21 protein-coding genes are annotated in these 23965 nt (G+C 35.5%); 11 read left to right on the top strand and 10 right to left on the bottom strand.

What is annotated here, in order from left to right; all coding sequences use genetic code 11:
- Positions 1–41 precede the first annotated feature (41 nt).
- Positions 42–947, bottom strand: a complete 906-nt coding sequence (locus HNP25_RS16755; RefSeq protein ID WP_184135991.1) for an SDR family oxidoreductase — start codon at positions 945–947, stop codon at positions 42–44.
- A 19-nt stretch (positions 948–966) separates the two neighbouring features.
- Positions 967–1677 (bottom strand): peptidylprolyl isomerase, encoded by a 711-nt coding sequence (locus HNP25_RS16760; protein ID WP_184135993.1) that lies wholly within the window; start codon positions 1675–1677, stop codon positions 967–969.
- A gap of 312 nt (positions 1678–1989) precedes the next feature.
- On the opposite strand from HNP25_RS16760, the gene HNP25_RS16765 reads away from it, so the two are divergent.
- Positions 1990–2463: a GDSL-type esterase/lipase family protein gene (locus HNP25_RS16765; RefSeq protein ID WP_229202897.1), complete on the top strand. Its 474-nt coding sequence runs from the start codon at positions 1990–1992 to the stop codon at positions 2461–2463.
- 108 nt (positions 2464–2571) lie between these two features.
- Here the strand turns inward: HNP25_RS16765 and hemC are convergent, their stop codons facing one another.
- From hemC to HNP25_RS16785, 4 genes are all read right to left on the bottom strand, one after another.
- The gene (hemC, locus tag HNP25_RS16770; RefSeq protein ID WP_184135995.1) at positions 2572–3501 is read right to left on the bottom strand and encodes a hydroxymethylbilane synthase; all 930 of its coding nucleotides are present in this window, start codon (positions 3499–3501) and stop codon (positions 2572–2574) included.
- 56 nt (positions 3502–3557) lie between these two features.
- Entirely contained in the window at positions 3558–4667 is a 1110-nt protein-coding gene (locus tag HNP25_RS16775) for a DNA polymerase III subunit (protein ID WP_184135997.1), read from the bottom strand.
- 162 nt (positions 4668–4829) lie between these two features.
- Positions 4830–5984, bottom strand: a complete 1155-nt coding sequence (locus HNP25_RS16780) for a GlmU family protein (RefSeq protein ID WP_184135999.1) — start codon at positions 5982–5984, stop codon at positions 4830–4832.
- 330 nt (positions 5985–6314) lie between these two features.
- Entirely contained in the window at positions 6315–6560 is a 246-nt protein-coding gene (locus tag HNP25_RS16785; RefSeq protein ID WP_184136001.1) for a type B 50S ribosomal protein L31, read from the bottom strand.
- 740 nt (positions 6561–7300) lie between these two features.
- On the opposite strand from HNP25_RS16785, the gene HNP25_RS16790 reads away from it, so the two are divergent.
- The 5 genes from HNP25_RS16790 to HNP25_RS16810 all read left to right on the top strand — a co-directional run bounded on the left by HNP25_RS16790 (position 7301) and on the right by HNP25_RS16810 (position 12610).
- Positions 7301–9781: a ribonucleoside-diphosphate reductase subunit alpha gene (locus tag HNP25_RS16790; protein WP_184136003.1), complete on the top strand. Its 2481-nt coding sequence runs from the start codon at positions 7301–7303 to the stop codon at positions 9779–9781.
- A 180-nt stretch (positions 9782–9961) separates the two neighbouring features.
- Positions 9962–10426 (top strand): hypothetical protein, encoded by a 465-nt coding sequence (locus HNP25_RS16795; RefSeq protein WP_184136004.1) that lies wholly within the window; start codon positions 9962–9964, stop codon positions 10424–10426.
- Between the two features lie 197 nt (positions 10427–10623).
- Complete coding sequence (locus HNP25_RS16800; protein ID WP_184136006.1) at positions 10624–11157, top strand: LVIVD repeat-containing protein; 534 nt, start codon at positions 10624–10626, stop codon at positions 11155–11157.
- A complete protein-coding gene (locus HNP25_RS16805; protein ID WP_184136008.1) occupies positions 11154–11897 on the top strand; it encodes an LVIVD repeat-containing protein in 744 nt (247 codons plus the stop codon). Before HNP25_RS16800 ends, HNP25_RS16805 begins: the two co-directional genes overlap by 4 nt.
- Complete coding sequence (locus HNP25_RS16810; RefSeq protein WP_184136010.1) at positions 11894–12610, top strand: hypothetical protein; 717 nt, start codon at positions 11894–11896, stop codon at positions 12608–12610. The genes HNP25_RS16805 and HNP25_RS16810 overlap by 4 nt, the downstream gene beginning before the upstream one ends.
- Positions 12611–12666: 56 nt before the next feature.
- Here the strand turns inward: HNP25_RS16810 and nadA are convergent, their stop codons facing one another.
- Both nadA and nadC read right to left on the bottom strand, forming a co-directional pair.
- Positions 12667–13656: a quinolinate synthase NadA gene (nadA, locus tag HNP25_RS16815; RefSeq protein WP_184136012.1), complete on the bottom strand. Its 990-nt coding sequence runs from the start codon at positions 13654–13656 to the stop codon at positions 12667–12669.
- 102 nt (positions 13657–13758) lie between these two features.
- Positions 13759–14613: a carboxylating nicotinate-nucleotide diphosphorylase gene (nadC, locus tag HNP25_RS16820; RefSeq protein WP_184136014.1), complete on the bottom strand. Its 855-nt coding sequence runs from the start codon at positions 14611–14613 to the stop codon at positions 13759–13761.
- Positions 14614–14732: 119 nt separating this feature from the next.
- Between nadC and HNP25_RS16825 the strand changes: the two genes are divergently transcribed.
- The 5 genes from HNP25_RS16825 (at position 14733) to HNP25_RS16845 (ending at position 22204) form a co-directional block, all read left to right on the top strand.
- Positions 14733–15095 (top strand): hypothetical protein, encoded by a 363-nt coding sequence (locus HNP25_RS16825; protein ID WP_184136016.1) that lies wholly within the window; start codon positions 14733–14735, stop codon positions 15093–15095.
- Between the two features lie 126 nt (positions 15096–15221).
- Positions 15222–18176: a protein translocase subunit SecDF gene (gene secDF, locus HNP25_RS16830; RefSeq protein WP_184136018.1), complete on the top strand. Its 2955-nt coding sequence runs from the start codon at positions 15222–15224 to the stop codon at positions 18174–18176.
- A gap of 223 nt (positions 18177–18399) precedes the next feature.
- On the top strand, positions 18400–19878 hold the full coding sequence (locus HNP25_RS16835; protein ID WP_184136020.1) for an APC family permease: 1479 nt from the start codon (positions 18400–18402) through the stop codon (positions 19876–19878).
- A gap of 154 nt (positions 19879–20032) precedes the next feature.
- Positions 20033–21634 (top strand): peptide chain release factor 3, encoded by a 1602-nt coding sequence (locus tag HNP25_RS16840; protein ID WP_184136022.1) that lies wholly within the window; start codon positions 20033–20035, stop codon positions 21632–21634.
- A gap of 126 nt (positions 21635–21760) precedes the next feature.
- Positions 21761–22204: a TM2 domain-containing protein gene (locus HNP25_RS16845; protein WP_229202898.1), complete on the top strand. Its 444-nt coding sequence runs from the start codon at positions 21761–21763 to the stop codon at positions 22202–22204.
- Between the two features lie 64 nt (positions 22205–22268).
- On the opposite strand, the gene HNP25_RS16850 is transcribed toward HNP25_RS16845, so the two are convergent.
- Positions 22269–23141, bottom strand: coding sequence for a hypothetical protein (locus tag HNP25_RS16850; protein WP_184136024.1), 873 nt, complete (start codon positions 23139–23141; stop codon positions 22269–22271).
- Positions 23089–23916 (bottom strand): tetratricopeptide repeat protein, encoded by an 828-nt coding sequence (locus HNP25_RS16855; RefSeq protein ID WP_184136026.1) that lies wholly within the window; start codon positions 23914–23916, stop codon positions 23089–23091. The genes HNP25_RS16850 and HNP25_RS16855 overlap by 53 nt, the downstream gene beginning before the upstream one ends.
- Positions 23917–23965 lie beyond the last annotated feature (49 nt).

The raw sequence follows: 23965 nt of genomic DNA on the forward strand, positions 1-23965 counted from the left end.
ACTTAAGTCCAGCCCTAGTGATAAGTTTGGATTCAACAATTCTATTTCGTCTGCTCTGCCACAACTGCAATACCTTCTTCAAAACTCACTGGATTGTATCCCAATTCAGCAATAGCTTTATCCAAAATAAACCCCGTTCTTGGTGGGCGTTTGGCTGGCTGAGTAAAATTACTTGAATCGGCTTCGCTAATCAATGACTTATCTAAATGGAAAAAATCTGCTGTTTTAATCGCCATTTCATAAGGTGTTAAAAAGTCTTTTCCTGAAATATGAAAAATACCTTCCGCTTCTTTGTTAGTCATCAACCAACAACCTTTGGCTAAATCTTCTGCCAAAGTTGGTGTGCGAAATTGGTCGGTAACTACTTTGATATTTTTGCCTTCTTCCAAAGATTTTTTTACCCATAAAATAATATTACTTCGGCTCATATCCGAAACGATACCATAAACCAAAACTGTTCTGGCAATACTCCAACGACATTTGGAACGCTTCACCACTTCCTCAGCCGCATACTTTGTCCAACCATAATAACTTACTGGACTAGGTTGTGCTTCTTCAGAATATGGGCCAGCAGCTCCGTCAAATATAAAATCTGTTGAAAGATGGCAAAGGTAAATATCGTGCTTTTCACAAACTTCTACCAAATACTCCACAGCCTTTACATTCATTGCCCAACATAAATCTTTTTCAAATTCACATTGGTCAACATTCGTCATAGCGGCGGTGTGGATAATGGCATTTGGTTTTACTTGTTCAATTACTTCTGCTACTTGTTCAGCATTTGTAATATCCATTTCCTGATATTCGTAGCCTTCTGTAAATGGTAGTCGGTTTTTGCCACGAGCCGTAGTAATTAAATGAATATCGTTTTGGTTTGCCAATAACGAAACTAGCTTTTGCCCTAGCAGACCATTTGAGCCTGTGATGAGTATTTTCTTTTCTGACATATTATTCTCTTTTCAAGATTTACTCTTCAAAACTATAAGCGTACAGTTTCGTAATCTTCTTTTTACGCATTTTTTTATAAGTAATTTTCATCGGAATATCTTTTAAAGGACGATTATTTTTATCTCTTGCCTGATTTGCTACCGAATCTACCACCCATAAATTATCAATTACTTGTCCGAAAACGGTATAATTTCCATCCAAATGTGGTGTTCCGCCAATGGTTTTATAAACGTTTTTTTGTTCCTCCGTATAAGTTCTCAAAGGACTTCTCGCCATTTGTTTTGTCAAACTTGAATCATTCCAAACCTGACCTTGTACGATATAATACTGACAACCCGAAGAAGCTTTTTCTGGATTATTGTCACGAGCAGCGGCTAAAGCTCCCTTTTTATGGAATAATTCAGGTGTAATTTCTGCTGGTACTTTGTAGCCTACATCGCCATTTCCTAATAATTCTCCTTCTTTTGCTTTTTTAGAATTTGGGTCTCCGCCCTGAATCATAAAAGACTTAATAACACGATGAAAAAGTAAACCATCATAGAATTTTTTATTCACCAATTTCAAGAAATTCTTTTTGTGCTGTGGTGCTTCATTGTGCAAAATTGCGTGCATTTCACCAAAAGGCGTGCTAAAAGTAACGAGGTAATCTTTTCTTTTACTTTGTGAAAAAGTTTGTAAAGAAATGAATGATGCAAGTAAGAATAAAAGCGTTTTTTTGTTTGAAATCATGTCAAAAGAGACTATTTGAGTGAGATGAAATGTTAAAAAATAAATGTACTATTTTTTTCTTGATGCACAGAATCGCAATCATAAAAACCACTACAGGTTTTAGAGTAGCAATGTTGATAACTCGCAAATCATGATTAACTTCAAGTATATTTTGTCAGGTCTTGAAACTGATTCAATACAATCTCAAATTTTAACAACTATGAAAAAAACACATTACAGCTTACTTTTTTCATTACTCCTCAGTTCCTCTGCTTTCTCGCAGGAAGTCACCAAATTGTATTCAGGCAAAGCCCCAGGTTCTGAAAACTGTACTTGTTAGGAAGAGGCATCAGCGGGCAAACTTCTCCACAAACTTTATTGCGTTTTCGTCAGGATGTGGTGGATTTGAAACCAAAAGTAGTCATTATCAACATTGGTATCAACGACATTGCAGAAAATACGGGCGATTATATGCAAGAATATACTTTGGCAAACTATAAATCTATGATCGAAATCGCCAAAGCAAATAATATTAAAGTGATTTTGGCTTCGGTGATGCCTGCGGCGGCTTTTCCGTGGAGAAAGGAAATTAAAGATGTACCCAGTAAGGGAATTGCTTTGAACGAAGGCATTAAACAATTGGCGAAACAATACAACTTGGTGTACCTTGATTACTTCACGCCTTTGAAAGATGAAAGAAATGGATTGAGCAAAGAAATGGCAGAAGACGGCGTACATCCAACAATTGCTTGCTATAAAATCATGGAGAAATTGGCGAAAGAAGCTATTGCAAAGGCTTTGAAGTAGTTTTTTTAATTTGAAGATTTGAGAATTTGAAGATTTGAAAATGTTTTTTTAGCAATTATCTATCAATAAGTAATTTTCAAATTACCTCATTTTCAAATCTTCAAATCACTAACTGTTTAGCCCCGCACGAATTTCTTTCAAAATTCTATCTCCGCCTAAACTTAAAATCTTTTCCGCTAAAATTTCGCCTATTTCAAGGGCATCTGTTCCTGATACTCTTTCTTTCAATACTTCCTGTCCGTCTAAACTGATGATGCCGCCTGTCATAGTCAATTCTCCATTTTCAGCAGTTTGTGCCAAGCCAAAAACTGGAATACTACAACCACCTTGCAAGCGTCTCAAGTAAGCACGTTCTGCCAATAATTGTTGTTCCGTTTCAGCATGATTACACAATTCACGAATTTTTGCTTTCTTTTCAGCATCCAACGAAACGGCACATTCTATCGCCACAGAACCTTGTCCAACGGCTGGCGTAAACTTATTTAATGAAATCAACTCTGCGATATGTTCTTCGTAGCCCATGCGATGCACTCCTGCATAAGCCAACAACAAAGCATCGCAAACGCCACTTTCTAATTTACCCATGCGAGTTTGCAAGTTGCCACGCATATCTACGGTTTTGATGTGCGGATAAAAATGCTTCAACATCGCTACTCTTCGGGTCGAAGAAGTACCTACTACAAAAGGTTTTCCACTTTCCAGCGATAAGCTTTTATCATAACTTACCAAAACGTCGTTTACTTTTTCACGCTCGGTAAAGGCAATTAATGCTAAATCATCCGCCAATTCCGATTGTAAATCTTTGGCTGAATGCTGTGCAATATCTATTTCGCCAGAACGAAGTTTTTCTTCTAATTCTTCCGTAAATACTCCTTTTGAGCCAATTTTCGACAAAGAACGGTCTAAGATTTGGTCTCCTTTAGTATTGATAATGACGATTTCAACAGATAAACCGCCTTTTTCTAATGTTTCTTTGATGAAGTACGCTTGCCAAAGTGCTAATTTTGACCCTCTCGTTCCTAATTTTATTGTACTCATGGTTGGATTATTAGCCCTGAGCTGTGAGCTTTGAGCTTTTATTGTTAATGATTTTTCTAACTTTTAAACAATCGGGCGATGCTTAGTGATAAATCTAAATGTAAAATCTTCGCCCTTGCGTTGCGTTCTAAATAATAATATACTTGACTGAATTCTTGTACAATCAGTTCGATGGCTTCAATTTTTACTGCTTTTGAAAAATTTTGTACAAAAGTAAGTTCCTCTCCTTCTAATCTTACCAAAGCTTCTGCTCCGTTTTTCCAAAGTAACAAATCTCTAAAAATATTCAAGCCGTACTCCATCATGCCTTTTTGGTCTTCTTTCGACATTGCGTCAAATTCATCAGCCAATTTTATCAAAGCTTGCACATTTGGTTTGTACGCCATTCGCATCCAATTAGCAAACCATTCGTGCTGTACTTGTCCTTCGTGCGTAGTTAAAGCTACTGCTTTTGAAATATTTCCTTCGGATAAGTATGCAATTTGTTTGGCTCTTTCCATGCTTACTCCTGTTTTTTCGGTAAGGTATTCAACCGTATTTTCATCCGAAAAAGCAGGAATCATTACTCTTTGCGTTCTGGAGAGTATCGTTGTTAATAATTTGTTGGTATCGTTACATACGAGAATAAACAGCGTTTTGGTAGGCGGCTCTTCTAAAATTTTTAATAAAGAATTCGCCGACTCAATGTTCATTAATTCTGGTTGCCAAATAATCAAGATTTTGTACTCTGCTTCAAAAGCCTTGAGCGAGATTTTCTCAATAATATTATGAGCTTCCTTGATAGGAATAATTCCTTGTTTGTTGCCAGTTGCACCCGTAAACTCCAACCAATCCGTTAAACTTCTATATGGACTTTCAATCAAAAACTTACGCCAAGTGGGCAATAATTCCAAAACGGTTTCCTTCGCACTCGGAGTCGGAAAAATATGGTGAATATCAGGATGCACCATTTTCGCCATTTTGATACAAGACGCACAAGACCCACAAGCATCAGTTTCGGTCTTGTCTTCGCAATTGATATAAGTAGCATAAGCCCAAGCCAAAGCCAAGTTTGCTCCGCCAATTGCTCCATGAAACAATTGTGCATGAGCCACATGGTTCATTTGCACCGAACGAATCAGCGTATTTTTAATGGCACTTAAACCTGGGATTTCCTTAAATAACATTTATTCTTTTCAATTTGAAAATGTGGGAGAATTTGAAAATTTGAAGATTTGAAAAAGTGGAAGAATTTGGAAATTTGATGATTTGAAAATTTGAAAATAAGTAGCTTACTCAAATTTTATTTTCAAATTACCACACTTTCAAATCTTCAAATTTCCAAATTTTCAAATCATCTCAAAAATTGCTTTCAAAATTTGTTCTTCAACAGCATCAAATTCTTTTCCTCTACGTTCCAAAACAGCACGAGCTACTTGGTTTGCTTTCCGCAAATGATACGTTTTGAAAGTACCATTTCCATTACTCCACGAAAACGAAGGAATATGTTTTGGTTGAAAATCTGCTCCGAAAATATTACAATTCACACCCACAACCGTTCCAGTGTTAAACATCGTATTGATACCACATTTAGAATGGTCGCCCATGATTAAACCCACAAATTGCGAACCTGTATTTTCGTAGCGATTACTTACATAACTCCACAATTCTACTTTTGAATAGTCGTTTTTCAAGTTAGAATTATTGGTATCAGCTCCCCAATTACACCACTCGCCAATCACAGAATTTCCCATGAAACCTTCATGTCCTTTGTTTGAATTGCCAAAGATAACGGAATTACTGATTTCTCCGCCTACCTTACAATGCGGGCCAATGGTTGTATTTCTACGCATTTTTGCTCCCATATTCACCACCGAATTTTCACAAATGGCAAAAGGACCTTGAATCAAAGCTCCAATGCTTAGGCTTGCGCCTTTGCCAATATAAATCGGACCGTGCGTAGCATCGAGTACAACCGATTTTAAATCAACACCTTCTTCAATAAAAATCTGTGATTCATTATAAAAAGCCGTAAAGCGGTCGTTGATGGGCTGCGAGGTTCTTCCTGATGTGATTCTCTGAAAATCATTAATAATTTGCTCGCCGTTGTGTGTATAAATATCTATGGCGTGACGAATGATTCGTACAGTTCCCTCAAAAGTAATCGTATTTTCAAAAGTATCCTTGGCTTCTTTACTTCTATAAGCAAGAATGGTTTCTCTTTGAAGCAAAGCAGTATCGGGTGCTAATTGTTGAATGGCTTCAACTAAAGTTTGCGTCGGACAAACGGCACCATTAATAAATACATTGTCGTCTGCCAAAATGACGGGGAACTTGGTCTGTAAATAATCTTGCGTATAAAATGAAATTTCGCTTTGTAGGTACGCCTGCCATTTTTCGCTGATGGTTTGTATTCCGATACGAATTTCACCGACAGGACGAGTAAAAGTTAGAGGCAACAAAGACTGACGAATCTGGAGGTCATCAAAGAGTATAAAATTCATACATTTAATACGGAGTATCCCATCCGCTGGGCAAGATTAGTTAAGCATTTGTAATTGTACAAAATTAATGAAAGTACTACATTTCACTAATTTTCAGTGTTATCTGTTCATCATTAACAAATAATCGCCACAAATATAAGTTATATATTACCGATAACTAAGAGTGATGAATTAAGAATGATGAGTTACGAATTTAAAATATTAATATTTAGATTTTTAATTTACAAAACCGATTCTTTTTTCAACATTCCATGAATTAGGCATAAAAAAAGCCTTTCAGATTGCTCTAAAAGGCTTTTTTTCAATTTCGACACCGATTGGGTAGAAGAATTATTTCTTGCCACCGAAACGCTTGTAGAATTTATCAACACGACCCGCAGTATCCAATAATACATTTTTACCTGTATAGAATGGGTGCGACTCAGAAGAAACCTCGATTTTGAATACTGGATAAGTTTCTCCTTCAAATTCAGTTGTTTCAGTTGTTTTTGCACATGATTGTGTTAAAAACTTGTAATCAGCAGACAAATCATGGAAAACCACTGGTCTGTAATCTGGATGAATTCCTTGTTTCATGATAATATTTTGATTTTGAGACGATTCCCCGCCGTCTCTGGATTGTATATAATGAGTCGATTGCTAAATTGGGAGATACAGTATTCAAGATGTTTAGATATAATTAAACGAATTACTGATAACAATCGACAAAAGCACTTTTCTATTTGAGGGTGCAAAATTACATTTTTTTTGGTGGTTTCAAAAACTTTTTTAAGGTAATTTGATTTAACTTTTCAAGAAAAAGTATTCTGATTTTTTTGTAAAAAAATTCTTTATAATTATTCCAAGGCTGATACTTGGCTGAATGGCACTAGGCTTGAATTTCTGTTGTACATAACAAATAGTTTAATTTTTTCTTGCTTTTTAATAGCTTGTTATTCGTTGCGAATAGATTAAGAAATTGTTATCTTTGAAGTGCATACCAAAATCATTCATTATTAACGTTTCTGTTTTATTTAAAGATCTAGCACATCGAATCAATCCTTGATTTCTTTGAGATTGCTAGTACAAAAATTCTTAAAATTTTAGCCGAATTAATTCTTAAATCATTTTTCATTTTCAAGAAAAAACAATGATTTAAGTAAAAAATAATGGATATTAAGGAATGAAAAACAAAAGCTTTGTGTTGAAGAGAACACCCACAAAATGGTTTCAACGATACACTCAAGGAATGATTATTTGATTTCTTTGAATGATTATATTCAAGCCTTCTTTCTTTATTTTAATAAAACTGAACACAATAAAAAACCCGAGTTAATATGTACGTTATTAAAAGAGATGGCAGACGTGAGTCTGTAAAGTTTGACAAGATTACCGCCAGAATCGAAAAACTTTGCTATAGTCTCGATCCATTCTTTGTGCAGCCCCTCGAAGTAGCCAAAAAAGTTATTACTGGGCTTTATGATGGAGTAACCACGAGCGAATTAGATAATTTGGCAGCAGAAACAGCTGCGTCGATGACGACCAAGCACCCAGACTATGCCGTGCTTGCAGCTAGAATTGCTGTTTCTAATTTGCATAAAGGGACTTTGAAATCGTTCTCAGCAACGATGAAACGTCTTTATAACTATACAGACCCAAAAACTGGAGAAAATGCAGCACTTTTATCAAAAGAAGTGTATGATATTATCAAAAAAAATGCAGGAGAATTAGACGCTGCTATTATTTATGACCGTGACTTCGGTTATGATTACTTTGGGTTCAAGACTTTAGAAAAATCTTATCTTCTAAAAATGGAAGGTAAAATTGCTGAACGTCCGCAACACATGTTGATGCGTGTTTCTATTGGTATCCATGGAAATGATGTTGAAAAAGCCATTGAAACTTACAATTTATTGTCAGAACGTTGGTTTACTCATGCTACTCCTACGCTTTTCAATGCAGGAACACAAAAACCACAAATGTCATCTTGTTTCTTATTAACGATGCAAGACGATTCAATTGAAGGAATTTATGATACATTAAAACAATGTGCCAAAATTTCTCAATCGGCTGGTGGAATTGGTTTATCAATTCATAATGTTCGTGCTACGGGTTCATATATTAAAGGAACAAACGGTACTTCAAACGGTATTGTACCGATGTTGAAAGTATTTAATGATACAGCTCGCTACGTTGACCAAGGTGGTGGAAAAAGAAAAGGTTCATTTGCTATTTACTTAGAACCTTGGCATGCAGATATTTTCGATTTCTTAGAATTGAAAAAGAATCATGGTAAAGAGGAAATGCGTGCTAGAGATTTATTCTATGCGATGTGGATTCCTGATTTATTCATGAAACGTGTAAAAGATAATGATACTTGGTCATTATTTTGCCCGCACGAATGCCCAGGCTTGGCTGATACTTATGGAGACGAATTTGAAAAACTTTACACTAGCTATGAGTTAGCAGGAAAAGCACGCAAAGTAATCAAGGCTCAGGATTTATGGTTCGAGATTTTAGAATCTCAAACAGAAACTGGAACGCCTTATATGTTATTTAAAGACCACGCCAACCGTAAATCAAACCAAAAGAATTTAGGTACAATCAAGTCTTCAAACCTATGTACTGAAATTATGGAATATACTTCTAAAGATGAAGTAGCGGTTTGTAATCTAGCATCTTTAGCTTTACCAAAATTTGTAAAAACTAACGAAAGAGGTTTCCAAGAGTTCGACCACGAAGCTTTATATAAAGTAACAAAGGTTGCAGCGAAAAACTTAAATAAAATCATCGACCGTAACTATTATCCAGTTGAGGAAGCAAGACGTTCAAATATGCGTCATCGTCCAATTGGTTTAGGTGTTCAAGGTTTAGCAGATGTATTTATTTTGTTAAGAATGCCTTTTGAATCGGCAGGAGCAAAACAATTGAATAAAGATATTTTTGAAACCATGTACTATGCAGCCATGGAGGCTTCAATGGAATTGGCAATTCAAGAAGGTCCTTATGAAACTTGGGCAGGTTCACCAATCTCGCAAGGTATTTTCCAATTTGATATGTGGGGAGTTACACCAGAGTCTGGTCGTTGGAATTGGGAAGAATTAAGAGAAAAAGTTAAAACACATGGCGTAAGAAACTCATTATTAGTAGCACCGATGCCAACGGCTTCGACTTCACAAATTTTGGGAAATAACGAATGTTTTGAGCCTTATACTTCAAACATTTACGCACGTAGAGTACTTTCTGGAGAATTCGCTGTAGTGAACAAACATCTTCTTCGTGACTTGGTGAAGTTGAACTTATGGAATGATTCAATGAAAAACAAGTTGATTTCTGCCAACGGTTCGGTTCAAAACATTGCTGAAATTCCGCAAAGTTTAAAAGATCTTTATAAAACAGTTTGGGAAATCAAACAAAAAGTTATTATTGAAATGGCTGCCGACAGAGGTGCATATATTTGCCAGTCGCAATCATTAAATATTCATATTCAAGACCCGAACTTTGGTAAACTTACTTCGATGCACTTCTACGCATGGGAAAAAGGCTTGAAAACTGGGATGTACTATCTCAGAACAAAAGCTGCCGCCGATGCAATCAAGTTTACAGTCGAGAAACAAGCCGAAGTGGCCATTGAGCAAGCAAATGTTGTGCAAGAGCACGAGATGAGTTATGAAGCTTATGCCGCACAAGCAGCACAAGCGAAATCATCAGCTGCCTCACTCGTTGTAGGAGGCTTAGACAGCGTAGTCGAACAAAATTGGTCGGCGATGCAATGCTCAATTGACGATCCAGATGGATGCGAAGCCTGCGGGTCTTAATCATTTCAGTATCAAAAAGCCCTCTTTCCAAAAGATTGAGGGCTTTTTTTATAAACTTCATCTAAAATACTGAAAAGAGTAACAGAAAATTATTAATTTAACTGTTCATTCTTTGAAGTAAATAATAATACTTTTAATGATGATTAAATCGCTTAACACAAAAACAAATCAGGTTGCCCAATGAAAGCCAAAAAATACTTAACACTTTTACTCGCTTTATGCTTTTCTATTTTCTTACATATTCATGAAAGTAATGCACAATACGGACAGGGCTATGGGCAAGGAGGATACGGAGGAGGCTTAGGAAGAAGCAGAATCCCCCAAGCAGGTGAGGGTATGCAAAGAAAGCCAGAAAGTTTAGACCCCGAAAAAATGGCTAATGAGGATACTCGTTGGATGATAAAAAAATTAAAATTGACAGAAGAGCAAATTCCTAAAGTTGAAAATGCCAATATTAACTTTGCCTTTAAACGTTTAGATTTTTCGGAAGAAGTAAAGAAAATTGTACCTCCAATTACAGAAGAAGTACGTGCTAAAATCAGAACAAAAGCACTTGGTATCAAAGAAGAAAGAGATAAAGAAATGAAAGCGATTCTAACGGAAGAACAGTTTCAAATTTATCTGAAGAAGAAAGATAATTACTAAACTGGAGCCTGAAGTTGAGCAATCAGGAAGTATAAGTATCTTGATTAAGGTAAAATATAACAAAACATCGAAAGTCATCAGCATATATTGTTGATGGCTTTTTTTAATGTTAAAAAAATAATCAAAAAAAATAAAGGTTAATTCACAAAAATACCTAAATTAGTGAATAATTCTTTACCTCCCTAAAAACGTTAATCATGACAAAACTACTATCCTACTTATCCCTTGTTCTGCTATTAAGCAGTTGTTTTCACCTTGATAGTCCCCCAGAATTTCCAAAAACTAGCGAAGGTTACCGACCTATTTATGCAAATGCTGACGAAATAGAAAAAGTACTTATCACCACTCCTCAGCCATTAAAATCTCCTGGTAAAATTTATATCAAAGACCAGTTTTTATTTGTGAATGAGCTTGGTAAAGGCGTTCATATTTTTGATAATAAAGACCCAAAAAGCCCTAAAAAAATTGCTTTTTTACAAATTCCAAGCAATGTAGATATTGCCATAAGAGGAGATATTTTGTATGCCGACAACCTGAAAGATTTGATAAGTATCAACATTAGCAAGCCTTCGGAAGCCAAGCTAGTACATCGCCTAAAAGATGTGTTTGAATCTCAGAATTATCCACCAACTACCAATGTACGTTTTGAATGCGTTGACAGTAATAAAGGAGTAGTAATTGGCTGGGAAAAAGTTTTACAAGTTGACTACACGCTAAATTGTTACAGATGAAAAAGACACAATTATTATATTGTATTTGGGGATTAATATGCCTTCAAAGTTGCCAACAAACAGCAAATGATTCGGTATCTCCCTTTGGAAATGGAACAGGCGGTTCTATGGCTCGCTTTACTTTAGGTGATGGCTATCTTTACACAGTAGGCAATAGCAATATGTCTATTTTCGATATTAAGAATACTTCTCCTCAAAAAATCAAAACTATCAATTTGGGCTTTGGGTTAGAAACCATCTATCCTTATAAAGACATGCTCTTTATTGGAAGTAATACTGGAATGAAAATTTTCAATAGCCAAGACCCAGCCAATCCCGTTTTACTTTCTACTTATACGCATATACTTAGTTGTGACCCCGTGGTGGTGCAAGATAATTATGCTTATGTGACTTTAAGGAGTGGAACTGGCTGCCAAAGAGGAGTAAATTCTCTGGATATTGTCAACATAAGTAACCCTTCAAGTCCTATTTTGGTAAAATCTATTCCAATGAAAAATCCACATGGATTAGCAGTAGATGGAAAAAATTTATTTATTTGTGAAGGTAGTTTTGGTTTGAAATCTTTTGATTTATCAGACCCCGTAAATCCTGTTGAAAAGGAGTTTTTGACTGATGTAGTTTCGTATGATGTTATTCTAAATCAACAAAAACTGATAGTAACTGGTCAGAATGGTATTTATCAATACGATTACAGCGACCCAAAAACATTAAAACTTCTAAGTAAAATACCTATCGAATGAAATATTCTATCTTAATAATATGCTTAGCTTTTAGCCGAATCTTCACATTTGCACAAAGCGATACCATTTCGCATCGACACTTACTTTTCAAAATAGCACCATTGACGTACATTGGAACACATGCAGCTATTCAGCTTGGGCTTGAAACCAATATTAGCGCTAGAACTACCATTGCATTTGATTATGCCTATGGCAATGCTGATATTTCATTAGCTGGCACAAAGGGTAGTTATGATGAAGGAGAAACATCACAACGATACAGAGTAGAATTAAGAAGATATACAAAACCATTTGCCTTGAAAAACAAGCGTATTAATTCTTTTTATGGGCTTGAACTCTTCAACCGCACCAATACTTATCCAAGTACTACAACTATTGGTAGAGGAGGAAATTCTTGGAATAATTGGAATAATGGGTACAAGTATTATGAAAAGCTTTCTGACGATACTATTTATAACGTTTGGGGAGTTTATGGAAAAATAGGAGTAATGGGACAAATAAGTGAGCGATTTTGGCTAGAATGGTATGGAGGAATTGGGATAGCAACTCATACAAATACAACTGGTAAATACACATTAGCACCAAATGATCATGTTTTCTCTGAGAATGGGCGTCCAAGGACGATATACTTTAATTTTCATAGCCCACTAAACTTTAAACTAACAGGTGTGGATTTTTTATGGTCTTTAAAATTGAGCTATCAAATTTTATAGAATGTCTAATAACAATTGAGGCTAACAAATCCTGATTTGTTAGCCTCAATTGTTATTTATTTACTAATTTCTAACATTGCTTTCAACGCCTTCAAAGCAGGTACTCTTACTTCTTCAGGTACTTGAATTTCTGGTAATTCATAGAACATTGCATTGTAGAGTTTTTCCATCGTATTCATTTTCATGTATGGACATTCTGAACAAGCACAAGCATTTTTTTCATTCGCTGGCGCAGGAATCAGCTTTTTATGAGGCACAGCCATTTTCATTTTGTGCAAAATACCTGCCTCTGTCGCCACAATAAATTCCTGACAATCTGATGTTTGAACAAAACTCAACAAAGCAGTAGTTGAACCTACAAAATCCGCTTGCGATAAAATCACTTCCTTACATTCAGGATGGGCAATCAATAAAGCATTGGGATTTTCTTCTTTCGCTTTTTTCAATTTCTCCAGTGAAATATCTATGTGAACAATACAAGCACCTTCCCACAGAATCAAATCACGACCTGTTTTTTTCGCTACATATCTTCCTAAATTAGCATCAGGAGCAAAAATAATTTGTTTGTCGGCAGGAATTGATTCAACGACTTTCACTGCATTTGATGAAGTACAGATAATGTCGGTCATCGCCTTAATATCTGCCGTACAATTGATATAACTCACTACAACAGCATCAGGATATTTTGCTTTGAAAGCCGCAAATTCCTCTTTCGGAGCAGCATCAGCCAAAGAACAACCAGCGTTTAAATCTGGCAATACTACTTTTTTATTCGGGTTAAGAATCTTAGCTGTTTCACCCATGAAGTGTACTCCACAGAAAACAATCATGTCAGCATCGGTTTGTTCTGCTGCTTGTGCCAAGCCCAAACTATCGCCTAAAAAATCCGCAATTTCCTGAATTTCAGCATCAACATAATAATGAGCCAAGATTACCGCATTTTTCTCTTTTTTAAGTTTTAAAATCTGTTCTTTTAAATCTTCTCCTTTGAACGGAACAGAGCGACTCACGTAGCCAACTCGTTGAGATTCTTCTAATAAATTCATTGTTAAAATTTTATATCGTGAGAAAAGACACCTTTTTATTGAGTGAATGAGTGATTTTTGATTGAGTGATTAAGTAACATATTATTAAAATCACCAATCACTCTAGTAAGCTTTTAAGCTTAAATCCAAACTATTTACATGATGTGTTAAAGCACCGCAAGAAATATAATCTACACCACAGTCAGCATATTGTCGAACGGTTTTTTCATTAATTCCACCAGAAGCTTCAGTTGGATATTTACCATTAATTAATCTTACAGCTTCACGTAAATCATCAAATGAAAAATTATCTAACATTATTCTGTTTACTTGTCCTATTACTAGCACTTCCCGAAGCTCTGCTAAGTTTCTTACTTCAATCTCAATGCTTAATACACGTCCTGTTTCTTTCAAATAATCATTTGCTTGTTTGATGGCATTATGAATTCCTCTCGCATAATCCACATGATTATCTTTTATCAATATCATATCGAACAATGCGTAGCGATGATTTTCGGCACCGCCAATTTTACAAGCCCATTTTTCACAAAGGCGAAAGTTTGGCGTTGTTTTACGAGTATCCAATAATTTGGTTTTCGTTCCTTCCAACAATTTCACCATCGAATCGGTATAAGTAGCAATACCCGACATTCTTTGCATACAATTCAACACTAAGCGTTCTGCCTTTAAAATTGATTGCGAAGAACCTTCTACCGTCAAAACAATTTCTCCTTTTTTTATCGTCGTGCCGTCTTCCAGCAATACTTTTACTTCAAGGGCTTTATCAACTTCTTCAAAAATCATCGTTGCTAAAGTGACTCCCGCTAACATTCCATCTTCTTTTACCAATAATTTTGCTCGTCCAGTGGCTGTTACAGGAATCGTCGATAATGAAGTATGATCACCGTCACCAACATCTTCGGCAAGAGCAGTTTGAATGAATTTTTTGATATATGATGGTTCTAAATAATTAAACATTTCTACGCTGTTTATGAATGACGGCTCAAAAGTAAGAAATAATTTCTAACAGGTGGAACAATTATTTTAAGTGAGAATTTGGAATTACCAAACAAAAAGTGATAGTTTTGTAATTCAGAATGCAAAAAAACACCCACATAGCTCGTTTATTCAGCGTCTTTTTGATGTCGCTCGTTATTGTTTTTACCGTTTTTGGTAAAACAATAAGTGCTACGCCGAAAAGCCAAAACTTGCTTAGTAAAGTAAAAACAGAACAAAAACAGGACAATCATACCCCTAAACAATGTTCCGTTTCTGAGCTTTCGGTAATGCAGGTTTCTGTACCTGTTAATATTGATTTTGCACAAGAATTCATTTTCCATCCTTGTGAATTTGCTTTTTTATCGTTTGAACGCACTTTTCAATCTGTTCAAAATTTAGCATTTCGCCTTCCGCATCTCGAAGTACTTTTCGAGCATTTTATCGTTACCAACGCCCCATAATTTTTTCTTGATAAATTTTATTGATAGACATTTTCTATCAAAGCAAAGACGTTTTGCCATGTCGGCTAGAATGTTACAACCCTAATCATCCGTTTATTTACTCACAATTACTTTTTCCCTACAACAATGCGTTATAAAAGTGCCATAATTTGGCTGACTGGAATTATTTCAGCCTTATGTTTATTTTTCCTTTCGTTTACTTGGAAAGCAAGCTCAGTTCGTGAAGATGCTATTAATTATGCTACTTCAAAATCTGGAGAATTAGATCCAGCAAAGAAAACTCATTACATTGACTCGCTTTGGAAGCAACCTATTTACTTAGGCTTTACTTTACAAGAAGTAACTACTTATGCACTTCATAAAGGTTTGGACTTAGAAGGTGGTCTTCATGCAGTGTTAGAAGTTTCTCCAGTAGAAATTCTTCGTGCATTGTCAGGAAAAAGCAATGATCCTAACTTTGAAAAAGCAATTCAAGCAGCATCTGAGGCACAAGCAACTTCAACAAAAACCTTCAATGAATTATTCTACGAAGCTTTTGCTAAAATTGCTCCAAATCAAAAATTAGCATCAATTTTCGCTAACTCTGTAAATCGTGAAAAATTAAATTCTAATTCTTCAGATTCACAAGTAAAGAAAGTAATCAACGATGAAATTGATGGCGCTGTTGATCGTGTTTATAAAACAGTTCAAACTCGTATTGATAAATTAGGGGTTGCCAACCCTAACATCCAACGTTTACCAGGAACAAACCGTATTCAAGTAGAATTACCGGGTATTGATAACCCTGAGCGTGCTAGAAAATTATTATCAGCAGCATCAAAATTAGAATTTATCGAAGTAGCTGAAATTTCTGAATGGGGACCAGGCTTAAATTCTTTAGGTGAATATTTAACTGCGGAAGAAAAAGCTAAAAAAGCAAGTACTGCAACGGCGACAACTTCTACCGATACTACAAAAGCTGGCGGATTGGCTGGTCAATTATCTGGTACTGCTAAAGTAGCGAAGAAAGATTCTGCTGTAAAAGATACAACTGCTGGTTCGGCACTTACAAAATTGTTTTTGCCTTTGGATAACCAAGGAAGATCTTGGGGTGTTTTCCGTAAAGATACTGCTCGTGTAAATGAATTATTCAGTCGTCCCGAAGTAAAAATTATGTTCCCTTCAGGTCTTCAATTTGCTTGGAATGCCATTGGAATTCCTGCTACAAATGGTGACGAAATTATTCCTTTTGAATTCTTGAGAAAAGCAGAAGGACAAAAAGCACCATTGGATGGAGAAGTAATCACAGATGCGGCTCAAGATTTCGACCAAAACGGACGCCCAGAAGTAACCATGAATATGAATGGTACGGGTGCTAGAATTTGGAAAAACTTAACAGCTGCTAATGTTGGAAAACGTATTGCGATTGTACTTGATGGTTATGTTTACTCTGCTCCAAATATTAACGGAGAAATCGCTGGTGGTCGTTCATCAATTTCTGGTTCATTCACCGTTGAACAAGCAAAAGATTTAGCCAACGTAATTAAATCAGGTAAATTATCTGCTCCTACTCGTATTGTTGAAGATGCTTTTATTGGTCCTTCATTAGGTGCTGAGGCTATCAACCAAGGTTATTTTTCAATGGCATTGGGTTTATTGTTAGTGGTTATCTTCATGATTGGTTATTATGGTAACCCAGGTTGGATGGCTAACGCTGCACTTTTCTTTAACGTATTCTTCATTGCTGGGGTATTAGTACAAATTCAAGCAGCATTAACATTGCCAGGTATCGCAGGTATTGTGTTAACATTAGGTATGGCGGTTGATGCCAACGTATTGATTAATGAGCGTATTCGTGAAGAACTTCACCAAGGAAAAGGTTTATTAGAATCTATCAAACTAGGTTACGAAAAAGCACTTTCGGCTATTATTGATGGTAACGTTACAACCATCATCATTGGGGTTATTTTGATTATTTTTGGTTCAGGTTCTGTAAAAGGATTTGGTGTTACTTTGTGTATCGGCTTAGTTACCTCTGTATTTACTGCTGTATTTGTTTCTCATGTTTTTGTAGATTGGATGGCAAATCGTGCAATCAAAGCAGGAAAAGAAAAAGACGTTACTTTTGAAACATTCATTTCTAAAGACCTTTTCAAAGGACTTAACTTTGACTTTATCGGAAAACGTAAGTATTCATACTGGTTCTCATGGGGTTTAATTGCTGTTGGAGCTATCGTATTAACAATCCAAGGTGGTTTTAACTTAGGTGTTGACTTCAAAGGTGGTCGTTCTTACGTAGTTGAATTATCAAAACCAGTAGAAGCAGGAACTATCAAAGATGGTTTAGCAGACAGCTTTGAAGGAAAAGGTGTTGAAGTAAAAACTTTTAATGGTGATACTAAATTAAAAATCACTACGGCATATTTAGTAGAAGACGAAACGATTCAAGCAAACCAGAAAGTTCGTAAAGCTTTAGAGAATGGTTTGAAGAAATTTGCTGATGCCAAGCCAACTATTGTTTCAGAATCTAAAGTTGGTGCTACTATTGCAGATGATATTTTAAAACAATCATTCATTTCAATTCTTTACGCTTTAGTAGGTATTTTCATTTACATTTTATTACGTTTCCGTAAATGGCAATATTCATTAGGTGGTATTATCGCCCTTTTACATGATTCATTAGTAGTGTTAGGAATGGTTGGTATTACTCGCCTTTTCGGATTTGAATTAGAAGTTGACCAAATCTTTATTGCAGCGGTATTAACTGTAATTGGTTACTCTATTAACGATACCGTGGTAGTATTCGACCGTATTCGTGAAGAAATTGGTCTTGATGCCGATTTGAGCAACAAAGAATTGATGATAAAAACAATTAACCAGTCTATTAACCATACCATGAGCCGTACAGTAATGACAGCTACAACAGTATTCTTGGTAGTAACGGTATTATTGATTTTTGGTGGAGATATTTTAAGAGGTTTCTCATTCGCCATGTTTATCGGTGTTATTTTCGGTGCTTACTCTTCAATTTTCGTAGCTGCGCCAATCGTTATCGATTTAGGTACAGGTAAGAAAAAAGTTGAACCTGCTGCAAAAGCTTAAATACTATATCAAAAGACCTGTAAGTTGATTGACTTGCAGGTCTTTTTTTGTTTTGAGGCAAAATATTCTGTATCTTCAAGGATGTTTCAACAAAATATACTTTCGTAGAATGAAGTATTAATAGTTTTTTATCTCGAAAGGATTTCTTTGAACAAAAAAACAGATTTATTAACTAACCAAAATCTAAAGATCACTTCAAATTCACACAAAAAACTAAAACCCTATGAGCAACAGTATTTGGCGTAAAAAACCAATGTCAGCTTATGAAGCTGATATTAAAAACAATAAATTAAATAAAGTGCTTGGCAAATGGAGCCTCACTGCAATCGGTATCGGAGGTATCATTGGTGGAGGTATCTTCGTATTAACAGGTACTGCTGCCCACTATCATGCTGGACCTGCTTTGGCATTATCATTTGTTGTTGCCGGTATTGGTTGTGTTTTTGCTGCATTATGTTATTCTGAATTTGCCTCGATGTTACCTGTAGAAGGTTCTGCGTATGCGTATGCGTATGGTACAATGGGCGAAATTTTTGCATGGATAATTGGCTGGGGGCTAATTCTCGAATATGCAATGGGTGCAATGACTGTCGCCGTCAGCTGGTCCGGTTACTTTAATAAGCTACTGCATCTCTTTGGGATTACAATGCCATACTATTTAACGAACGACCCTTTTTCTGGAGCCCAGTATGCCATAGATAATAATATAACAGAACCCGCAGCATTTTCTTTTAACTTACCTGCTTTCTTGATTACATGGCTAGTTACTTGGATTTTAGTAAAAGGAGTTAAAGAAGCTGCCAATACAAATAACCTAATTGTAATTCTTAAATTATCAGCTATCTTATTTGTAATTATTGTAGGTGTATTCTTTGTAAATGTTGATAACTGGCATCCATTTATTCCTGAGCCTGAAATGGTGAAACACGCAGATGGTAAAATGCAAGAAGCCTATGGTATTAAAGGTATTTTAAGTGGAGCAGCAGCTATTTTCTTTGCTTATATTGGTTTCGATGTTGTTTCTACTTCAGCAGGAGAAGCTATCAATCCTAAAAAAGATATTCCATTTGCTATTATTGCTTCATTAGCAATCTGTACGTTATTATATATTTTAGTATCGCTAGTACTTACTGGTATGCTAAATTATAAAGACATTACTGGCGATGCACTAAAAGCTCCAGTGGCTTATGCTTTCGACCAAGTAGGACAGCCTTGGGCGGTATTTATCATTACTACGGCTGCTACTGTAGGTTTGGTTTCAGTAATGTTAGTTATGATGCTTGGACAAACACGTGTTTTCTTAGGTATGGCTAAAGATGGTTTATTACCAGATTTTTTCAGTAAAATTCATCCAACTTTCCAAACTCCTTGGAAAAGTACTCTTCTAGTAGGTTTAGTTGTTTCGTTGGTAGCCTCATTTACTCCTATCGGTGTATTGAGCGATATGACTAGCTTCGGAACGCTTTTTGCCTTTGCGATGGTTTGTTTAGCGGTATTAATTTTACGTCAACGTGAACCTAATCGTGAGCGTCCTTTCAAAACTCCTTTATTGATGTTAGTTGCTCCACTTGGTATTATTACCAATGTCGCATTGATGTCTTTATTAGATAGCAAAGCTCAATTATTTGCATTCGTTTGGATGGGAATTGGTCTTGTAGTTTACTTTATTTATAGTAAAAGCAAAAGTAACCTCAACGAGTAGAATAACATATTATTCTTTTAGTTTGATTTTAAAACCTCACAGAAAACAAAATTCTGTGAGGTTTCTTTTTTTATGAGTAATTTTGCAAATTATTTAAAAGATTTTCAGGATTGAGATGTATTAAAGTACTCAATCACTCATTTATAGATTGACAATGGCAACCATACAAGAAGAAATACATAAACGCCGTACTTTCGGTATTATCTCTCACCCCGATGCGGGAAAAACGACGCTTACCGAAAAATTACTTTTATTTGGTGGAGCTATCCAAACGGCTGGTGCGGTAAAATCAAACAAAATTAAAAAAGGAGCAACTTCCGATTTCATGGAGATTGAACGCCAAAGAGGTATTTCGGTGGCTACTTCTGTAATGACTTTCGAGTACAATGACCTGAAAATCAATATTCTTGATACGCCTGGTCACAAAGATTTTGCTGAAGATACTTATAGAACTTTAACGGCTGTCGATTCGGTAATTTTGGTTATCGACTGCGTAAAAGGTGTGGAAGAGCAAACTGAACGTTTGATGGAAGTTTGTCGTATGAGAAATACGCCTGTCATTGTTTTCATTAACAAAATGGATAGAGAAGGACAAAATCCATTTGATTTATTAGATGAATTAGAACAGAAGTTGAATATCAAAGTACGTCCGCTTACTTGGCCTATCAACATAGGTTCAAACTTCAAAGGTGTTTATAGTATTTATGACAAATCATTAAATATTTTCAATGCCAACAAAACGAAGATTGAAAAAGAAGTAGTAGCCGTTGATATTTGGTCGGAAGAATTAGATAAAAAAGTAGGCGAAAAAGATGCCAATCAATTACGTGAAGACATCGAATTGATTGAAGGTGTTTATGGAGATTTTGACAGAAGTGTTTACCTTTCTGGCGAAGTAGCTCCTGTTTTCTTTGGTTCGGCAGTCAATAATTTTGGTGTACAAGAATTGCTAGATACTTTCACCGAAATTGCTCCAAGTACGCAAGCTCGTAAAACAGATGTAAGAATTGTAGAACCAGAAGAGAAAAAATTCACTGGTTTTATCTTTAAAATTCACGCCAACCTCGATCCAAAACACCGTGATAGAATTGCTTTCTTGAGAGTATGTTCGGGGACATTCGAGCGAAATAAATTTTATAAACACGTTCGTTTAGATAAAAATCTTCGTTTCAACAATCCATATAATTTTATGGCACAAGAAAAAGAAGTAATCGACGAAGGTTTTCCAGGCGATGTAATTGGTTTATATGACACTGGAAATTTTAAAATTGGCGATACTTTGTCGGAAGGAGAATTAATGCAATACCAAGGTATTCCAAGTTTCTCCCCAGAGATTTTCAAGGAATTAATGAACCTTGACCCAATGAAATCAAAACAATTGGAAAAAGGCATTCAGCAATTGACAGACGAAGGAGTTGCACAATTATTCGTTCAACCACATTTGGGAAACAGAAAAATTGTAGGAACAGTCGGTGAACTTCAATACGAAGTAATTCAATATCGTTTGGAACATGAATACGGAGCGAAATGTCGTTTTGACCACCGTGATATTGCCAAAGCTTGTTGGGTAACTTCTGATGACGAGAAAAAACTGACAGAATTTGTTCGCTTAAAAGCACAAAACATTGCTCAAGATAAAGATGGAAACTTTGTATTCTTAGCAGAATCAGAATGGATTTTAAGAATGAATATCCAAAATAATCCTGATATTCAATTCCACTTTACTTCAGAATTTAAGCGAGCGGTGGAAGCATAATTATAACTTTTCAAAGAAAATCGACCGTATAATAAGTTTTAAAAATTTGTTAACAACACTTATCAGTATTTTAGCTATATTGTTGTCTTAAAAGATTTAGAACTCACTTAAAATCCTGTCTTTTCCATGAAAAAAATTGTCATCTTATCTTCTATGCTGTTTTTAACAGTATGTTCAAAATCATTCGCTTCTACGCCAAGTGAATATTTAGCTAATGATGCTACCATAGAAGCAACATTAGGCAATGGTGTTGAAGTAGCAAGTTTAATACCAACTGTTAATGCCGAGACATCTAACAATGTATTGGCTACAACAAGCAGCTTACCTACAACTTCAGTAGCTGGTAGTAAAAATGCAGCAACAGCATTTATATTATCAACTTTCTTAGGAGGTTTGGGTATTCACCGTTTCTACATGGGTACAGCAACATTAACTGGAGTAGGTTATATCCTAACTTTGGGAGGTTGCGGTATTGTAGCTTTTGTTGACTGGGTAGTGTTGTTAATCGCATTAGTTAACGACGAAGGTATTTCAAAATATGAGGACAATCCTAAATTCTTTATGTGGTAGAATTTAATAATCTTCATATTTTACTTAATAAAAAGCCAAGAACAAGTATTTGTCCTTGGCTTTTTCAGTTTTCAAGTGCTATTAATGCCTTCGTTACTTTCGTTGTATATAAGTCTATCAATTGGCGATTCTTTTGTTCTGCTAATAATTCTGTACGCCTGATTCCGCCAAAATAAAAAGCTTGAAATAAGCCAAAGCCAGTAAAAAAACCAGACAAATAATATCCTTTGGAAATATTATGAAAGCCAAAACCAAGTGTGGCAATTTGTAAGCCTAATGAAACTAAACCTTCTGTAGTATTTCCAACATAGAGCATTCCTGCTCCGGGTAAAAAAGTAGCCAATGTCGCTGCTTTTTTCACACTTTTAAATTTGTTTGATTTTTCAAATGCAAAAACGGAATCTATATTCATTTTTACATTTTTTGCACTGGCATAAGCACCAAATACTTCTTTTGCTTCTGGGTAACGTTTAAGTTGTGTTAAACAAAGTATTTCCCACAGTTTGCTATTTTGTGTTAGTAAAGAATCTTTCACAAAAAATCTTAATTGTTGAATCTGGCTAAGTGCATCCTCATAAAATCCTGATAAATAATAATTTACAATTAACTCATTTCGCAAAATAAACTGACTTGAATCTGATAAGTTTGCCAAATCGAATCTCAAAGCTGTTTTCCCAGCCTCCTCAAACTTTCCCATCGCTTTCAGGCAATGGACTTTCCTCAATAAACAAGCATTTTTCGCTTCTTGTAAGCTAATTGCTGAAAGTGTAGTATCTGGAAATTCTACTAATTCAAAGTAATTCTTTTCATAAGCCAACAGAGCAACATCATATTGTTTGTCCAACAACAAGCTATCACCTTCCCGAAAATTCTGCGTATAAGATTTAGTTGAAAATAGTACGCAAAGGAATGTGCATATCAAATAATATTTGTTCATCTATCTTATCGTTAAATTCTTGTCTTTTGATTTTTACACTCAAAGCACTTCCCCAAATATTGCCTAAATAAAATAAGCTAAACAAACCTCCATAAATAATAAATCTAGGGCTTGATACTCCGTCTTTTCGCAAACCTTCGTAAGCTTGCAGACCCAATATAGCATTTTGTATAAATGTTGAAATGCCTTGTCCTAATTGCCCTCCTACATATATTTTCCCTGCTCCGGGTAAAATAGCAGATAGTAAAGCGGCTTTCAATGGCGACTTCCGTTGTTGTTTCTGAATAATTTCTCTGTAATCGCTAAAATTACTTTGTTGCTTTTGGAGTGGATAGTATTCCTCTGAAAAATGGTTCTTAAGAGAATCAAATACACTAAGGTTACGGTTTAGAAGATTAAGCCCCGCCAACTCAAAAGTACGAATAGCTCTAGTAAGGCTATCTTTTGCATCAACAGCCAGAAACAATTTTTGAGCCTGATTAATATTACGAAGATAACTATATGATATGCCTGACAAGAATACTGATTTTTTAAAGTATTGACTCGAAGCGTTTACTTTTGAAAAGTAAAAAGTACAGGAATCAAGTTTTTTGAGTGAGTAAAAAGCTAATCCTTTCCAATATGGAAGTTCCAATCGTTGTTGCGTAGTATCTGGATAACGAGTTTGTAATTGAGAAATTAAAGTAATAGCATCACGATGTTCATCTTTGGCTAATAAATAATGCAAAAACAAACTATCTTTTTTAATTTGAGAACAAGCGATTTTAGGCATCATAAAGACCAAAAACATTAAGATTATGCTTTTTGAGGCCGATTTTCTAAAA

Source organism: Arcicella rosea, assembly GCF_014204325.1.
Classification (GTDB): Bacteria; Bacteroidota; Bacteroidia; order Cytophagales; family Spirosomataceae; genus Arcicella; species Arcicella rosea_A.

Coding starts and splice junctions, on each gene's coding strand:
- HNP25_RS16780 (WP_184135999.1), bottom strand. CDS start 5,984: ATGAATTTTATACTCTTTGATGACCTCCAGATTCGTCAGTCTTTGTTG.
- HNP25_RS16855 (WP_184136026.1), bottom strand. CDS start 23,916: ATGATGCCTAAAATCGCTTGTTCTCAAATTAAAAAAGATAGTTTGTTT.
- HNP25_RS16850 (WP_184136024.1), bottom strand. CDS start 23,141: ATGAACAAATATTATTTGATATGCACATTCCTTTGCGTACTATTTTCA.
- HNP25_RS16840 (WP_184136022.1), top strand. CDS start 20,033: ATGGCAACCATACAAGAAGAAATACATAAACGCCGTACTTTCGGTATT.
- HNP25_RS16775 (WP_184135997.1), bottom strand. CDS start 4,667: ATGTTATTTAAGGAAATCCCAGGTTTAAGTGCCATTAAAAATACGCTG.
- secDF (WP_184136018.1), top strand. CDS start 15,222: ATGCGTTATAAAAGTGCCATAATTTGGCTGACTGGAATTATTTCAGCC.
- nadC (WP_184136014.1), bottom strand. CDS start 14,613: ATGTTTAATTATTTAGAACCATCATATATCAAAAAATTCATTCAAACT.
- HNP25_RS16845 (WP_229202898.1), top strand. CDS start 21,761: ATGAAAAAAATTGTCATCTTATCTTCTATGCTGTTTTTAACAGTATGT.
- HNP25_RS16760 (WP_184135993.1), bottom strand. CDS start 1,677: ATGATTTCAAACAAAAAAACGCTTTTATTCTTACTTGCATCATTCATT.
- HNP25_RS16755 (WP_184135991.1), bottom strand. CDS start 947: ATGTCAGAAAAGAAAATACTCATCACAGGCTCAAATGGTCTGCTAGGG.
- HNP25_RS16790 (WP_184136003.1), top strand. CDS start 7,301: ATGTACGTTATTAAAAGAGATGGCAGACGTGAGTCTGTAAAGTTTGAC.
- HNP25_RS16795 (WP_184136004.1), top strand. CDS start 9,962: ATGAAAGCCAAAAAATACTTAACACTTTTACTCGCTTTATGCTTTTCT.
- HNP25_RS16825 (WP_184136016.1), top strand. CDS start 14,733: ATGCAAAAAAACACCCACATAGCTCGTTTATTCAGCGTCTTTTTGATG.
- HNP25_RS16800 (WP_184136006.1), top strand. CDS start 10,624: ATGACAAAACTACTATCCTACTTATCCCTTGTTCTGCTATTAAGCAGT.
- HNP25_RS16810 (WP_184136010.1), top strand. CDS start 11,894: ATGAAATATTCTATCTTAATAATATGCTTAGCTTTTAGCCGAATCTTC.
- HNP25_RS16805 (WP_184136008.1), top strand. CDS start 11,154: ATGAAAAAGACACAATTATTATATTGTATTTGGGGATTAATATGCCTT.
- HNP25_RS16835 (WP_184136020.1), top strand. CDS start 18,400: ATGAGCAACAGTATTTGGCGTAAAAAACCAATGTCAGCTTATGAAGCT.
- nadA (WP_184136012.1), bottom strand. CDS start 13,656: ATGAATTTATTAGAAGAATCTCAACGAGTTGGCTACGTGAGTCGCTCT.
- hemC (WP_184135995.1), bottom strand. CDS start 3,501: ATGAGTACAATAAAATTAGGAACGAGAGGGTCAAAATTAGCACTTTGG.
- HNP25_RS16785 (WP_184136001.1), bottom strand. CDS start 6,560: ATGAAACAAGGAATTCATCCAGATTACAGACCAGTGGTTTTCCATGAT.